Annotated in this window: 12 protein-coding genes; 4 read left to right on the top strand and 8 right to left on the bottom strand. The window is 58.7% G+C overall.

Translation table 11 applies throughout. From position 1 onward, the window contains the following. Positions 1-13: 13 nt before the first annotated feature. The 7 genes from infB to RIE53_02685 form a co-directional block, all read right to left on the bottom strand. Positions 14-2,809 (bottom strand): translation initiation factor IF-2, encoded by a 2,796-nt coding sequence (gene infB / locus RIE53_02715; protein MEQ9103590.1) that lies wholly within the window; start codon positions 2,807-2,809, stop codon positions 14-16. Positions 2,810-2,859: 50 nt separating this feature from the next. Beyond that, positions 2,860-4,122, bottom strand: a complete 1,263-nt coding sequence (gene nusA / locus RIE53_02710) for a transcription termination factor NusA (GenBank protein ID MEQ9103589.1) — start codon at positions 4,120-4,122, stop codon at positions 2,860-2,862. Positions 4,123-4,134: 12 nt separating this feature from the next. Beyond that, on the bottom strand, positions 4,135-4,653 hold the full coding sequence (locus RIE53_02705; GenBank protein MEQ9103588.1) for a ribosome maturation factor RimP: 519 nt from the start codon (positions 4,651-4,653) through the stop codon (positions 4,135-4,137). Positions 4,654-4,878: 225 nt separating this feature from the next. Beyond that, a complete protein-coding gene (nadB, locus tag RIE53_02700; GenBank protein ID MEQ9103587.1) occupies positions 4,879-6,465 on the bottom strand; it encodes an L-aspartate oxidase in 1,587 nt (528 codons plus the stop codon). Further along, positions 6,465-7,566 (bottom strand): peptide chain release factor 2 gene (gene prfB / locus RIE53_02695; protein MEQ9103586.1). Its coding sequence is split into 2 segments (ribosomal slippage): positions 6,465-7,505 and positions 7,507-7,566, totalling 1,101 coding nucleotides; the frame shifts between segments, so codons are not numbered across the junction. The genes nadB and prfB overlap by 1 nt, the downstream gene beginning before the upstream one ends. Continuing rightward, positions 7,544-7,909, bottom strand: a complete 366-nt coding sequence (locus RIE53_02690) for a hypothetical protein (protein MEQ9103585.1) — start codon at positions 7,907-7,909, stop codon at positions 7,544-7,546. The genes prfB and RIE53_02690 overlap by 23 nt, the downstream gene beginning before the upstream one ends. Further along, positions 7,906-9,105: an aminotransferase class I/II-fold pyridoxal phosphate-dependent enzyme gene (locus RIE53_02685; GenBank protein ID MEQ9103584.1), complete on the bottom strand. Its 1,200-nt coding sequence runs from the start codon at positions 9,103-9,105 to the stop codon at positions 7,906-7,908. The genes RIE53_02690 and RIE53_02685 overlap by 4 nt, the downstream gene beginning before the upstream one ends. A gap of 140 nt (positions 9,106-9,245) precedes the next feature. Between RIE53_02685 and RIE53_02680 the strand changes: the two genes are divergently transcribed. The 4 genes from RIE53_02680 (at position 9,246) to RIE53_02665 (ending at position 13,775) form a co-directional block, all read left to right on the top strand. Next, a complete protein-coding gene (locus RIE53_02680; protein ID MEQ9103583.1) occupies positions 9,246-10,739 on the top strand; it encodes an aldehyde dehydrogenase family protein in 1,494 nt (497 codons plus the stop codon). 64 nt (positions 10,740-10,803) lie between these two features. Beyond that, entirely contained in the window at positions 10,804-11,775 is a 972-nt protein-coding gene (locus RIE53_02675; GenBank protein MEQ9103582.1) for a hypothetical protein, read from the top strand. Next, entirely contained in the window at positions 11,776-12,720 is a 945-nt protein-coding gene (locus RIE53_02670) for an ornithine cyclodeaminase family protein (GenBank protein ID MEQ9103581.1), read from the top strand. Beyond that, a complete protein-coding gene (locus tag RIE53_02665) occupies positions 12,717-13,775 on the top strand; it encodes an FAD-dependent oxidoreductase (protein ID MEQ9103580.1) in 1,059 nt (352 codons plus the stop codon). The genes RIE53_02670 and RIE53_02665 overlap by 4 nt, the downstream gene beginning before the upstream one ends. Positions 13,776-13,780: 5 nt before the next feature. Here RIE53_02665 and RIE53_02660 read toward each other — a convergent pair whose 3' ends face one another. Beyond that, positions 13,781-14,599 carry a phosphohydrolase gene (locus RIE53_02660; GenBank protein ID MEQ9103579.1) on the bottom strand — a complete coding sequence of 273 codons (819 nt, stop codon included), beginning with the start codon at positions 14,597-14,599 and terminating at the stop codon, positions 13,781-13,783. Positions 14,600-14,770 lie beyond the last annotated feature (171 nt).

Genomic DNA, 14,770 nt, shown 5'->3' with positions numbered 1-14,770 from the left:
CTGGCTGTCCGACTTACTCGTTGAGGGATCGCTTGCGTTCAACAACTTCGTAGGCTTCTATATGGTCGCCTACCTTGATGTCGTTGAAATTGTCAATGCTCATGCCGCACTCATAGCCGTTCACCACCTCCCGGACGTCGTCCTTGAAGCGCTTCAGCGAGGCCAGCGTACCCTTGTACGCGACCACACCGTCCCGGATGAGATGGATCTGATCGGAGCGACGGATTTTCCCTTCAATGACCATGCAGCCGGCAATCGTTCCGGCTTTGGGCACCTTGAAGATGTCACGCACCTCGGCTACACCCAGGATGGACTCACTCTTCTCAGGCGAGAGCAATCCTTCCAGGGCATCCCGGACTTCCTCGATGGCATTGTAGATGACGGAATACAGGCGGATGTCGATTTCTTCCCGCTCGGCCAACTGGCGTGCACCGATGACTGGACGGACCTGGAAGCCGACAATGATGGCATCCGAGGCCGACGCCAGCATGACGTCCGACTCGTTGATGGCGCCCACACCCTTATGGATGATGTTGACGACGACTTCTTCCGTGGACAGCTTCAGCAACGAATCCGAGAGGGCTTCGACCGAACCACCCACGTCGCCCTTGACGATGAGGTTGAGTTCACGGAAGTCTCCCAGTGCCAGGCGACGACCGATTTCGTCCAACGTGATATGTTTACGCTGACGCAGCGATTGCTCGCGCTGGATCTGTTGACGGCGTTGCGCAATCTCACGGGCTTCCTTTTCATCGTCCATTACGATGAATGAGTCGCCCACTTCAGGCTGACCATCCAGTCCGATGACGAGGGCCGGCCGGGATGGTCCTACCTGCTTGACGGGCCGCTCCCGTTCGTCGAACATGGCACGCACGCGTCCGGCAAAACTGCCTGCAATGAAGGCATCGCCAACCTTGAGAGTACCGTTCTGGACCAGGATGGTGGCCACATTGCCACGGCCCTTTTCCAACCGGGCTTCGATCACGGAACAGATGGCATTCCGGTCCGGATTCGCCTTGAGATCCAGGATCTCTGCTTCCAAAGCGACCTTCTCCAGCAGTTCGATGACGCCCTTTCCTGTTTTCGCGGAAACCAGTTCACACTGGACCTTTCCACCCCATTGCTCGACGAGCACGTTCTTGTCTGCCAACTGCTGCATGACGCGGTCGACGTTTACATCGGGCTTGTCAATCTTGTTGATGGCGACGACGACCGGCACATTGGCTGCCGAGGCATGATTGATGGCCTCAATGGTCTGTGGCATGACGGCATCGTCGGCGGCAACAACCAGGATGACGACGTCTGTGACCTGGGCGCCACGGGCACGCATGGCCGTAAACGCTTCGTGACCCGGCGTATCCAGGAACGTCATGGATTTGCCACTCGGAAGCTCTACGTGGTAGGCACCTATGTGCTGCGTGATTCCACCGGCCTCACCCGCAACCACATCCGCGCTCCGGATGTAATCCAGAAGGGATGTCTTTCCATGGTCCACGTGGCCCATGACCGTGACAACCGCATCCCGCGGCTGCAAATCCGCTTCGTCGTCCTCTTCTATCTGGATGTCCGTTCCGGAGAAGTCCGTTATGAACTCCACGTCGAATCCGAACTCGTCCGCCACGATCGTAATCGTATCGGCATCCAAACGTTGGTTGATGGATACCATCATACCGGCAGAGAAGAGCGTTGAGATGACAGCATTCACGCCCACGTCCATGAGATTGGCCAATTCGCCGGTCGAGACGAATTCGGTGACGCGCAGGATCTTGTCCTGTCCTTCGTTTTCCTCAGCCGTACGATCCCGTTCCGAAGCACGCGTATCCCGGCGTTGCTTGCGTCGTTTCTGGCGTACCCGACTGGCACCCATTTCCAGTTCGCGAAGCGTTTTCTGGAGTGTTTCCTCCACATCCGCTTCGTCTACCTTGGGGCCCTTCTTGCCTACACGTTTTGCGGCCTTGACCGGTTTGGCGGCTTTCTTTTCGGCTACGGGGTCGGCGGCTTTCTTCCCCCCAATGCGTTTGCGCTTGCGCTTGCCGGAGCGATCCCCGCTGGCGTCCTCGATGGTACTCAGATCCAGTGTACCCAGGACCTTGGTCCCGGCCAATTTGTATCGATCGGCAGAAAGCGTCTTGTTTCCTTCCTCTGCCGGAGCCGCAGGTTTTTCCGCATCCTCCGCAGTCGCTTCGTCCAAGGGTGCTTCCTCGGGCTCTGCCGCAGGCGCCTGTTCTGTTTCGGCGGCCTCGGGGATTGCCTTGGGCTCCGGCTCGGGATCGTCGGTGATTTCCGGTTCTGCTGCCGGCACGTCCGCATCCTTGTCTGCGTCGGTTTCCGTTGCCGGCTCCGGACTGCTTGCGGGTTCAGGTTCCGTTTCGGGCTCGGGCTCCGGCTCGGGCTTCTGCTCCGCCACGGGCTCAGGTTCGGGTTCGGGTTCGGGTTCCGGCTCAGGTTCGGGTTCCGGCTCAGGTTCGGGCTCCGGCTCAGGTTCGGGCTCGGGTTCCGGCGCTGGTTCGGGTTCCGGTTCGGGAGCCACAGCTGGCGACGCGGCAGCCTCTGCTTCCTCCGCATCCGTCGCCCTTCGCTGTGCACGCTTCTCGCTGATTTTCTGCGCCTGCCTCTTGTCGTCCGCAAAGTGGGACAACAAATCCTCGTACGCTTCCTCCGTCGTGATTGCTGCGTTCAGACCGGTCCCTGCTATGGCCTCGGCATATCCTGCCTCGGTAAGGTGACCCACAATGTGATCCACGGAGACGTTGAGTTCCTTGGATACCTTGAAAAGTCTGACTTTCTTGAATTTGTTGGTCGTTGCCATGTAGGGAGATCTTGAACAGTGCGATATTGGAGGGCGTCAGTTGTACGGCGTCAGGGGGCCATTCCCTCCTCTTCGTCAAACTCTGATTTGATGACCCGCATGATGAGTTCCGCAGCGACTTCCTCCATCCCGGTACGTCGTATGAGTTCGTCACGGGACAACTCCATCACGGCGCGGGCCGTGTCACAACCGATATCCCGCAGCTGCTGCAGGAGGTCCGCAGGAATCTCATCCGCGAACTCGGTGATTTCGATGTCTTCCTCCGTGTCGGCAATCTCACGGTAGATGTCGATTTCGTACCCGGTGAGTGCGGATGCGAGCCGGATATTGATGCCACCACGCCCAATGGCCTGGCTGACTTCATCCGCCTTGACGACCACTTTTGCACGGGGAGGATTCAATTCATCGTTCGTGATGATCTGAACCGGATTTGCCGGGGAAAGTGCACGTGAAATCAATTCCATGGTATCGTCTGACCACTGGACCACGTCGATATTCTCGTTGCCGAGTTCGCGAACAACCGCATGGATGCGCGAGCCCTTCATACCGACACAAGCCCCCACCGGATCTATGCGATCGTCGTGGCTGATGACCGCCACCTTGGCCCGATCACCGGGCTCCCGGACGATCCTTTTCACCTCCACGATTCCCTCATCGATTTCCGGTACTTCCAATTCGAACAACCGCTCCATGAACAACGGATCGGCTCTGGAAATGATGATCTGCGGATTGCCGGCGACATCCCGGCCGACCTCCTTGATGACAGCACGGACCATGTCCCCCTTGCGGTAGCGGTCCCGGTGGATCTGTTCATGGCGAGGCATGATCAACTCCACCTTGTTGTGGATGACCAACATCTCCCGACGACGAATCTGGTAGATTTCGCCCACGACGACCTCGCCCACGAGATCCTTGTACCAATCGAAAACGTTGTCTTTCTCGATATCACGGATACGCTGACTGAACGTCTGACGAGCGGTCATGACGGCCCGGCGACCAAAATCCTTCAGGTCGATTTCCTCGGCCACTTCGTCGCCGACCTCGAAATCCTCGTCCACCAATAACGCGGCCGATGCCTCGATCTGCGTGGCAGGATCCTCCACGTCCCAATCGGGCACGACTTCCCGGACATGGATGATCTGCATGTCACCATGATCCGGATTGAAAATGACTTCGAACGAATCGTCCGCGCCATAACGCTTGCGGATCATCGCCTTGAACACATCTTCGATGATCAATTGCAGGTTATCCCGGTCTATGCCCTTTTCACGGGCAATCTCGGCAAACGACGATACAAGGTCTGAACTTTGCATGTTGGTGGATCCCTACCAGGGTAACTTTATGCGAGCCCGGGAAATCGACGAGAGATCGACTTTCCGCGTCTCCTTTGCGGTTTCCAGAATGAGCCGTCCGTCATCATCCATTCCGGCGTGTTTTCCTTCCAAGGCTTCGGCTGCATCACCTTCCCCGACCACGACTTCCAGCATCCGGCCCTTGTGACGCGGGTACTGACGCGGAAGGACCAGGCTGCGTTCTTCTCCGGGCGATGACACATTGAGATGATATTTGCCCCGGATGACGTCCTCCGCCTCCAGGACAAAACCCAACTCGCGGCTGTATGCTGCCAGATCGCGGATACCAATGCCGTCGTCGCCATCCAGATATACCTCCACAACAATGGACCCGCTGCGTCCACGCACCGCAACGTCCACGATGAAGTGGTCGGACGAGTGCAGCAATTCCTCCATGGCGGCACGGATACGCGATTGCGTCGTCTCTCCGGTCCTGGAAGATGCTTCAGTATGTGTGGCGATGTCCGTCACGATGTCGGTCTGGCTGATCACGGTCTGGCTTCTATGTAAACGGACACGGATGCCAGTTGTAAAAAACGCCCGGTCCGAAGCTCGGACGGGCGCCACCAGAATCCGCTCATCAACAAAAAGGGGCGGCCTCATCCGCCTCCCCTTTTCTCCGAACCTCCAATATACAACGGAATCTGCTTCCGAAGCAACGGACTGTCCGCTTCTCCCAAGGCATGCCTGGGTCCCTGAAATGTTCCCCGCTGACGTTCAGAGAAGGGTCGGCTGCGCCCGGTCCTCCCGCATCTCCGGGTAATCCGTCATATAGTGCAAACCACGGCTTTCACGTCGTGTCGTCGCCGATTTCACGATCAGATAGGCCACGGCAATCATGTTCCTTAATTCTCCCAAGCCCGTAGAGACATTGGATTTCCGGTAGAATTCCTCCGTCTCTTCATACAGTACATGGATGCGTCGCCGGGCGCGCTCCAATCGCAAGCGCGAACGCACAATGCCTACATAGTCCCACATGATGCGCTGGAGTTCGTCTCGGTTGTGGGACACGAGCACCCATTCAGTGGGATTGGACGTACCCGAGTCATCCCACTCCGGGATGGTCGGGCACAAGGTCGTGGACGCCGCATCCTGACGCGCCGAAACCGCGGCCCGGCGCCCGACGACCAGCGCCTCGAGCAAGGAGTTGGATGCCAGTCGGTTGGCACCATGCAGACCCGTACAGGCCACTTCGCCTACCGCATACAGATTCCTGATGGAGGTCTTGCCGTCCACATCGGTCTTGACACCACCACACATGTAATGAGCGGCCGGAACGACGGGAATCAGGTCCTGGGTTATATCTATGCCCCAGCCCAGGCAGGCTGCATGAATGGTCGGGAAATGCGCCACCACTTCCTGCTCATCCAGATGCGTCACATCCAACCACACGTGGGGCTCCCCTCGCGACTTCAGCTGATCATCGATGGCGCGGGCCACGATGTCCCTGGGGGCCAATTCCTCGCGGGCATCGTACCTGGACATGAAGCACTCTCCAGCGAGATTCCGCAGCTTCCCCCCGGCCCCTCGTACCGCCTCGGATATAAGGAAGCGGTTGGCATCCGGATGATACAGGGACGTGGGGTGGAATTGAACGAATTCCATGTTGGATATGAGCGCCTTGGCCCGATACGCCATGGCCACCCCATCTCCAGTAGCGACCACCGGGTTGGTGGAGTGCAGGTAGACCTGGCTGGCCCCGCCAGTGGCCAGGAGCGTGACCTTGGCCAGGAAGGTCACCACGCGCTCCTCCTGCTCGGACAGGACATAGGCCCCGAAACAGTGGATATCCGGTGTCACTCGACTGACATACTGACCCAGATGATGCTCTGTTATGAGCTCCAGGGCCATATGATGCTCGAAAATCCGGATGTCCGGGTGCGCCTGGACACGCTCCAGAAGAGATCGCTCCACTTCCCGACCCGTGGCATCGGCGGCATGTACAATGCGATGTTTGCCATGGCCACCCTCACGTCCCAAATGAAGTGCTCCGTCGTGCTCTGTGAAGCGCGCTCCACCCTGTTGGAGTTCGCGGATCCGGTCCGGGCCATCAGCAAGAATGGTGCGGACGGCCTGTTCATCACACAACCCTGCCCCGGCAATCAGCGTATCGCGGACATGTGCCTCGATGGAATCTCCGGCATCCATGACCGCAGCTATGCCACCCTGCGCATAATTCGTGTTCGATTCCACCGCTTCTTTCTTGGTCACGATGGCCACTGAACCCGACTGGGCCAATTCAAGCGCTATGGACAGGCCGGCCGCTCCACTGCCAAGAATCAGGTAATCGAACGTCAACTGCATCAGTCCATCATCAGGAAAGCCTGGATGAAGACGTCCAGGTCGCCGTCCATGACTGAATCGACATCGGTTACCTTGGTCTCCGTCCTGTGATCATTCACCATCGTATAGGGCTGGAAAACGTAGGAACGGATTTGTGAGCCCCATTCTATCTTCTTCTTGGTACCCTCAATCCTGTTCTTCTCAGCCTGCAGGATATCCTGTTCAAGCTGATAGATCCGGGACTTCAACATGACCATGGCGCGCTCCCGGTTCTGGAGTTGACTCCGTTCCTCGGTACATTCCGCGGCAACCCGCTGCTGGGTACCGTCCGACAGCTTGCCCGTCCATACCAGCCGGACGCCGGTCTCCAGCTTGTTGACGTTCTGGCCACCTTTCCCGCCACTCCTGAATACCTGCAACTCGATATCGTCCGACTTGAGCTCGATCTCGATGGTGTCGTCGATTTCGGGATACACGAATACAGAGGAGAACGACGTGTGACGCCGGCCACTGGAATCGAATGGACTGATCCGCACCAGGCGGTGGACGCCCGATTCAGACTTCAGGTAACCATAGGCCATGTCGCCCGCAATGTGGAGCGTAGCACTTTTTATACCCGCCACATCCCCCTCCTGATACTCCAGGAGATGGACTTTGTACCCGTTGCGCTCGCCCCACCGCGTATACATCCGGACCAACATGTCGGCCCAGTCCTGGCTCTCCGTTCCACCCGCACCGGGGTGGATGGTGACAATCGCGTCCCGGTGGTCATCTGGACCGTTCAGCAACTGCTTGATTTCAAGCTCGTTGACCTCCCGCTCAAGCGGATTCAGCTCGGCCTGGATTTCATCATCCAGGAGCTCGCCTTCCTCCGCCGCCATTTCCATGAGGGTCTGGACATTCTCCACACGAGTCTGGATGCTGTTCCAGGCATTGATCCATTCGTTGTGGGCTGAAATCTCCTTCTCCACAGCCTGTGCCGCCAGGACGTCGTCCCAGAACGAGGGATCGAGCCGTTTTTTCGCCAGTTCGTCCCTGGCCTCTATGTGAGCTGATACGTCAAAGATACCTCCCGAGCGTGCCCACACGCTCTAACAGGTTACGTATCTGTTCGTTGTCCATGATAGAATATCCGTCTGAGTGTTGAACCGAACCAGCCTCCGGAGAGACCGAGCGCGGCTGCGATGAAAAGGGTCAATGCGACGGTCACGGGTGACGGAAGGTTTCCAAGCAGTGCCGCCACCACCCTTGCCATCTCCGCCGTCTCGCCCGGTGCCACCATGAAACTGTACAATACGGCGAGTCCCCACGCCAGCACCATGCTGGTCGCTCCGACCAGTGCGCCCAGCCGGTCCGTCAAGCTGCCAGCCAGGATGGCACCCACCACACTCCATGCCCAACCCAGGACGACATGCAGCAGGAGGCTGACCAGGGTTCCGACGAGATAAGCGATGCGGATGCTCATGCTCCCACCGATGCCTCGTGCCGGGCCTGCTCGGCAAAACGCGTAATCCGTCGGACGGCCTCCTGGATGTTGGCCATGGAATTCGCATAGGAACAACGGATGTAACCGGCCCCGCTGGGACCGAAGGCATCCCCCGGTACAACGGCAACTTTCTCGGATTCCAGCAGTCGTTGCGCGAACTCCTCAGAGGTGAATCCGGTCGAGCGGATGTCCGGGAAGCAGTAGAATGCTCCTTCGGGTTCAAACGTGGGAAGCCCTGCGGATCGGAATCCGTCCACGATGAAACGGCGGCGGCGGTCGTACTCCAGACGCATGCGCTCAACATCGTCCTGGCAGTCCTGGATGGCGGCCAATGCGCCCCATTGGCCGGCTGTCGGAGCGGACATGATGATGTACTGATGCAGTTTGTACATCGCATCGTAAATGGGCTTCGGCGCACATGCATATCCGACGCGCCAGCCCGTCATGGCGTAGTTCTTCGAAAATCCCCCCAACAGGATGGTCCGGTCCCGCAACGTCCCGATGGAGGGAAGGCAGGTGTGCCCTCGCTCATAGGACTTGCCGTAAATCAAGCGGTCGTAAATCTCATCGGACAACACGAGCAAATCGTGTCTCACCACCACTTCCGCGATCTCCTCCAGGAACGACCGCCGAAGGACAGCACCTGTGGGATTGCTCGGATAGGCCAGGAAGATCATTTTCGTTCGGGGCGTAATCCGCGATTCAATGTCCTCGGCGGTTACCTGGAAATCATTCTCGACGGACGTCGGAACGTATACCACCTTGGCTCCGGCAAAAGTCGCTGTCGGACCATAGGACACGAAACAGGGCTCGGGAATGAGGATTTCGTCCCCGGGGTTCAGAACGGCCAGCATGACCAGCTGGACCGCCTCCGAAACACCTACCGTGGTCAGGATCTCCGAGCCCGCATCGTAGGACACGTTGTACCTGGCCATCAATTGCTCCGAGATGGCGTCACGCAACTCCTTGATGCCGGCGTTCGACGTGTATCCGGTGCGTCCCGCATCCATGGAGGCCTTTGCAGCCTGGATGATGGGCTGGGGAGAGACGAAATCCGGCTCGCCGATTCCCAGGGTGATCACATCGTCCATCGTGGCGGCGATGTCAAAAAAACGACGGATCCCGCTGGGCGGTACCTGCTTCACGCGATCGGAAAGTCGGTCGGACAGATTCATGGGCTCTCAGATGGTTGGACAGCTCGAAATATACGCCCGGTGCCCGGACCGGACGAACAATCCGCGCAGAATCTTTGATTGATGCCGGACGCTCCGCCGTATAATTTGGACGGCATTCACATTTCGACCCAAGCATGACCATGAACGACGTACTCACCCAGAACTTCATTGACGGCGTCTGGCAAGACGGCTCCACCGGCAAAACATTCAAGGACATCAATCCGGCCATCCACAGCGACGTGATCGGTCAGTTTCCGGAATCGGGGGTCGAGGATGTGGACGATGCGGTCCGAGCGGCACGGAAAGCTTTCCGGAGTTGGAGTCGCATGCCCGCCCCGGCCCGCGGCGACATCCTGCGGCGGATTGGCGACCTCCTTACGGAGCGCAAGAGCCAGTTGGCGTTCCAGATGACCCGCGAAATGGGGAAACCGTTCTTTGAAACCAAGGGTGATGTCCAGGAAGCCATCGACACGGCTTACTACGCGGCTACGGAAACGCGTCGGCTGTTCGGGCACACGGTACCCAGCGAGCTCCCGAACAAGTTCAACATGAGCATCCGTCGCCCCATCGGGGTTATCGGCGTCATAACTGCGTGGAATTTCCCGGTTGCCGTGCCCACGTGGAAGATGTTTCCGGCACTTGCCGCGGGGAATACGGTCGTCTTCAAGCCCAGCGAAGACGCCCCGAACTCCGGCGCCCTCCTGGTCAAGATCATGTCCGATGCGGGCGTGCCACCTGGCGTACTCAATCTGGTCCAGGGAGCCGGTACGGCTGGCCGGGCGCTCGTTGAGCATCCGGACGTGGACGCAGTCTCCTTCACAGGATCGTCCGAAACAGGGTCCCGGATCGGTGAGGCCTGTGGTCGCATGCACAAGCGATTGTCCCTGGAGATGGGCGGAAAGAATCCAGCCATCGTTTTGGCAGACGCCAACCTCGACCTGGTCCTTGATGGACTGGTCTGGGGAGCGTTCGGTACGACCGGCCAGCGATGCACGGCGACATCCAGACTGATCGTGCATGAAAGCCTGCATGATGAACTGGTTGGCCGCCTGAAGAAGCAGGCCGAAGCCCTGGTCATCGGTTACGGCAATGACGCATCCACGCAGATGGGCCCCGTCATCAACCAGAAAGGGATGGACAAGATCGAGTATTACATGGGCGTTGCAAAAGAAGAAGGCGCCACGATCCTGACGGGTGGCAACCGTGCTACGGATGGCGCGCTTGCGGACGGGTTCTTCTTCAAGCCCACCATTCTCACCGGTGTTACTCCGGACATGCGCGTGGCGCGCGAGGAAATCTTCGGCCCGGTTCTGTCGGTGATCAAGATCAAGGATTACGAGGAAGCCATCGCGGTCGCCAACAATGTGGAGTACGGTCTGTCCTCCGCCATCTACACGAACGACGTTTCCACGGCTTTCAAGGCCATGCACGACATCGAGGCCGGAATCACCTACATCAACGGGCCGACCATCGGCGCCGAGGCCCATATGCCGTTCGGGGGCGTCAAGGCTACCGGTAACGGCCATCGTGAGGGCGGCTGGGAAGTCTTTGACTTCTATACCGAGACGAAAACCGTGTATGTGGACTACAGCGGTCGCTTGCAGAAAGCCCAGATTGACAACGTGGAAGACTGAGGTACATTCGCAGAAGTGTTCAAGGTTGCGTAACATGGCGCCGCAGCCAAACAGCCAACCTTCCATGTTACACCGCCTTCTGGCCCTTGGCGGTATCCTGTTGGCGTGCAGTGCCTTGCAACTGCGCGCGCAGGATTCCGTCCGACTCAGCGGCCTGATCTACGCCGATTACGCCTACACCATCACCTCGCCGGATGGCACATCGGATGGTGAGAATGCCTTCCAGTACCGGAGGGCCTATCTGACAGCCGATTTCGTGAAGTCGGATCGTTTCTCGGGTCGATTGCGTCTCGACGGAGCGGGCAGTCGATTGAATGGAAGCGGTCCCCAGACCCCCTTCGTCAAGGACCTTTTCCTCGTTTGGAAAAATGCGATCGGTGAAGGTCACAACCTGACGATGGGTCTTTCTCCACCCCCTGTATTCGGTATATCGGAGGCCCAATGGGGGTATCGGGGACTTGAGAAGACCATTCAGGATCGCGCTGGCATCTCCTCGTCCCGGGATCAGGGCGTCAAGCTTTCCGGGCCGTTGGGACGCCTGCCATCCGTGCGTTATTCCGTCATGGTCGCCGGCAATACCAGTGTTTCGCCGGAGGATGACAAGTACAAGAAGGTCTACGGTCAACTGGAATTCAAACCCGGCGAGCGTTTTCACGGCACCCTGGGCAGCTCCTTTGCAGACCGGGCGGATGGATCCCAGATGGACGTGAATGGCTTCATTGGATATACGTCCGGAGGGACCAACGTCGGAATCGAAGCATTCCATTCGGTACGCACCATTGACGCGGCTCCCGGCGACCTGCAGCGCACCGGCATTTCGGTCTTCGCCCGTCATGCCGTCTCGGATTCGAAACGTCTGATTGGCCGGGTGGACGTATTCGAAACTCCGACCGTCCGGAATACCTGGGTGACGGCAGGCTTTGCTTTTGTCCCGGAATCCGGAATCCAGTTCGTTCCGAACGTCATCTGGTCCAAGGATGACATTGACGATAATCCTGAGGTCATTGCCCGGATGACCATGATCGTATCGTTTTGAATGACCGTTCTGACGGATGACGAGGTAGCAGCCCGGCTTTCATGGGAGACGCTCGTGCCGGCACTCCGCTTGGCCTTCGCCGAGCAGCGTACATCGTCGCCTTCCAGTGCATTATCCACACACGGCCAACCCACCCGGGCTGCGTTCCGGATTCCGGGAGGGCACCTTCTCGCCATGCCGTCATGGGGAACCCATCTCGGCGTCAAGATTGCGACCATATTTCCGGATCAACGCCCTTCGGTACAGGCGACCTATGTACTCCTGGACCGGGCTACCGGTGAACGTTTGGCGGTGATGGCGGCCGACGCCCTGACACGACTGCGCACGGCGGCAACGTCTGCCCTGGCTTCGTCCTTCCTGTCCGCACCGGACGCCGGAACGCTGCTCATGATCGGTGCCGGACGGATGGCCGGGCCATTGATTTCTGCGCATGCCCACGTACGTCCCGTAACGCGGATCCTGCTCTGGAATCGGACACCCGACCGGGCAGAAGAACTGGCTTCTGAAGTGCGTTCGTCCGGATGGGCCAAAGAAATCCACGTGGTACGGGACCTTTACCAAGCCATCGGTGAATCCGATATCATTTGTGCCGCAACCCTGAGCAGGGAACCACTCATCACCTTGCGGGATGTCCGTCCGGGAGCGCACGTTGACCTTGTGGGAGCCTTCACCCCCGACATGCGCGAATCCGATTCGGCCCTGATGGCCGCCAGCAGCTTGTTCGTGGATGAACGCAACGCAGCGTTGAGCGAGGCTGGAGACGTAATTCAGGCTGTCCATGAACACGCCATAGGGCCCAACCATATCCAGGCGGACTTGTTCGACCTGTGTTCCGGTGGCCACATCGGCCGACAGGATCGCTCTGAGATTACCGTTTTCAAGTCGGTGGGAAATGCGCTCGAAGATCTGGTTGCCGCCTCACTGGTTTTCCAGCAGCTGCCATGAAGGTTTCCATTGTCGGCGCCGGAATCCACGGCCTGTCGACGGCCGTCCAGGCCAGAAGAATGGGAATGTCGGTCACGTTGTACGACCAAGGGCCCATCCCGAACCCGGCATCGTCCAGTCATGATGCCCATCGTCTCATTCGACATACGTACGGGGATCGTCACGGATATGCCCAACTTGTAGTGGACGCGTACCGCGCGTGGGACCGCCTGTGGGAGCAGACCGGAATCTCGCGGTACGTCCCGACCGGTACGCTCGCCGTCGGTTTCAAGGGCTCCAAATGGATCCATCATTCGGTGAAGTCCCTGCGCCGACTCGGCCTGACCGTTGAAGCTCTCCCCGCGGGAGCCCTCAGGGAGCGGTTTCCCTGGATCCTGCTGGACCATCAGGACGACGCACTCTACGCTCCGGGTGGGGGCATCCTGCTCGCAGATCGTATCCTCGAGGACCTGGCGATATTGGCCCGGCAAACCGGCGTGGACATCCAGGAAAACCGCCGCATCATTCCCGAGCATCTCCCGTCGGACCAAACAACGTTGTGGTGCACGGGGGCCTGGACGCACATGCCCGACGTGATTCCCTCCAGGCAAGTCATCGGATATCTACAGGAACGGCCTTCCTGGGCCGGAATTGCGAGCCACCCGGATGGAGCATACCCCATGATCCTGGACCTCGACGAACGGGGTGGACTATACGTCGTGCCGGGTGTGGCCGGTACTCCCTGGAAAATCGGCATGCATACCTTCTCCCGGTCCGGATCGCCAGACGACAGTCGAGAGGTTTCCAGTAAGGAACTGGATGAACTCGGGCACTTGTACCGCAGCCGCATTGCCGACCCGACCGGTCCCGGGATTCTGGCAGGTCGCGCGTGTTGGTACGCCGTCCAGGAAGACAGCCGCTTCCAACTCCGCGAAACGCCAATGGGCCTCCATTTTTACGGAGGATCGGGGCATTCCTTCAAGTTCGGGGCACTCACGGGCGAAATCCTGGCCAGTGTGCTGACCGGCAATACGCGTGTCGGGGATGCTGCTCGCGTGCTGTCAGGACGCGGATGAGCCCTTTAGCGCAGGTAAAGCTTGGGCTCCTGGCCCGATATTTCGGCGGCAATCTCCAGGAACGGCATGATCGGTGATGCCTTCACCTTGGTCATGAGCACTTCCTCGATCTGGAAAAGCCCGGTTACATCGTTCATCTGGATGGTCAAGCGGACTGGCTTGTTCGCTCCCGGCCCAAGATCCACGCGCGTAATGGAGTTCGCAGAATACCGATGCATATCTCCCACCATGGGATCCCGTTCCAGGTTCATCGGAATCCGACTGCGTCCACGCGTCATGTCGGTACCATCAGCGACCAACACCACACCGGCTTCAAGTGAATGGATCCGGTCGTGCGCCATATGCCCGACAATCGATTCATGGATGACCGAACGCAGTACGATCTGCATGGCCAGGTCGTCGGGATAGAAGGTGTCCAGATAGCGAGTGATGATTTTGTCGGCCAGGATAATCGAATGCCATTCGTGCCGCTCACGCGTAACCGACATGCCCAGGTCATGGAGGAAACATCCCAACGCCACGGCAAAACAGGAATCCTCGTAGGTAGCCACGTCTTCCGCCACCAGACTCGTTTCAACCCCTCCTTCATGAAGGAGGCGCATGAGTTTCAAGGCGTTGTACGTTGTTACACGGGCATGTACGGGTCCATGGTCATTGTACCCCAAGCGGCGTACCGAGACGACATTGGCGTAGCTGTGGTACAGGTTGATTTCCTTGTCCGATACCATGGCCTTGACGGCCTCATGGAGTCGACCATCCGTGTGGGACAGCAGCGCCCGATCGAGTTGTTCTTCCTTCGGACTCGGGGTCTTCCAGTCCGGCATGTGATGACTATCCACTGACATTACCTGCTATTTCGTTCCGGGCGGATCCAGGGCGTACAGATCGCGCCTGGTTGATCATGGCCCGGGTTTGGGGATATACCCAAAAAGAGTGGGGGGGGGGGGGGGGGGGGTGGGGGGGCAGCGAGCCCACACAACCACACACGGGGAACC

This window comes from Rhodothermales bacterium (genome assembly GCA_040221055.1).
Classification (GTDB): Bacteria; Bacteroidota; Rhodothermia; order Rhodothermales; family UBA10348; genus 1-14-0-65-60-17.
This window is presented reverse-complemented; position numbering and strand designations above follow the sequence as displayed.

What these genes read in the sequence shown, in the direction of transcription:
- RIE53_02685 (MEQ9103584.1), bottom strand. Translation starts at nt 9,105, where the DNA reads ATGAATCTGTCCGACCGACTTTCCGATCGCGTGAAGCAGGTACCGCCC.
- nusA (MEQ9103589.1), bottom strand. Translation starts at nt 4,122, where the DNA reads ATGCAAAGTTCAGACCTTGTATCGTCGTTTGCCGAGATTGCCCGTGAA.
- nadB (MEQ9103587.1), bottom strand. Translation starts at nt 6,465, where the DNA reads ATGCAGTTGACGTTCGATTACCTGATTCTTGGCAGTGGAGCGGCCGGC.
- RIE53_02690 (MEQ9103585.1), bottom strand. Translation starts at nt 7,909, where the DNA reads ATGAGCATCCGCATCGCTTATCTCGTCGGAACCCTGGTCAGCCTCCTG.
- RIE53_02680 (MEQ9103583.1), top strand. Translation starts at nt 9,246, where the DNA reads ATGAACGACGTACTCACCCAGAACTTCATTGACGGCGTCTGGCAAGAC.
- RIE53_02670 (MEQ9103581.1), top strand. Translation starts at nt 11,776, where the DNA reads ATGACCGTTCTGACGGATGACGAGGTAGCAGCCCGGCTTTCATGGGAG.
- RIE53_02665 (MEQ9103580.1), top strand. Translation starts at nt 12,717, where the DNA reads ATGAAGGTTTCCATTGTCGGCGCCGGAATCCACGGCCTGTCGACGGCC.
- infB (MEQ9103590.1), bottom strand. Translation starts at nt 2,809, where the DNA reads ATGGCAACGACCAACAAATTCAAGAAAGTCAGACTTTTCAAGGTATCC.
- RIE53_02675 (MEQ9103582.1), top strand. Translation starts at nt 10,804, where the DNA reads ATGTTACACCGCCTTCTGGCCCTTGGCGGTATCCTGTTGGCGTGCAGT.
- RIE53_02660 (MEQ9103579.1), bottom strand. Translation starts at nt 14,599, where the DNA reads ATGCCGGACTGGAAGACCCCGAGTCCGAAGGAAGAACAACTCGATCGG.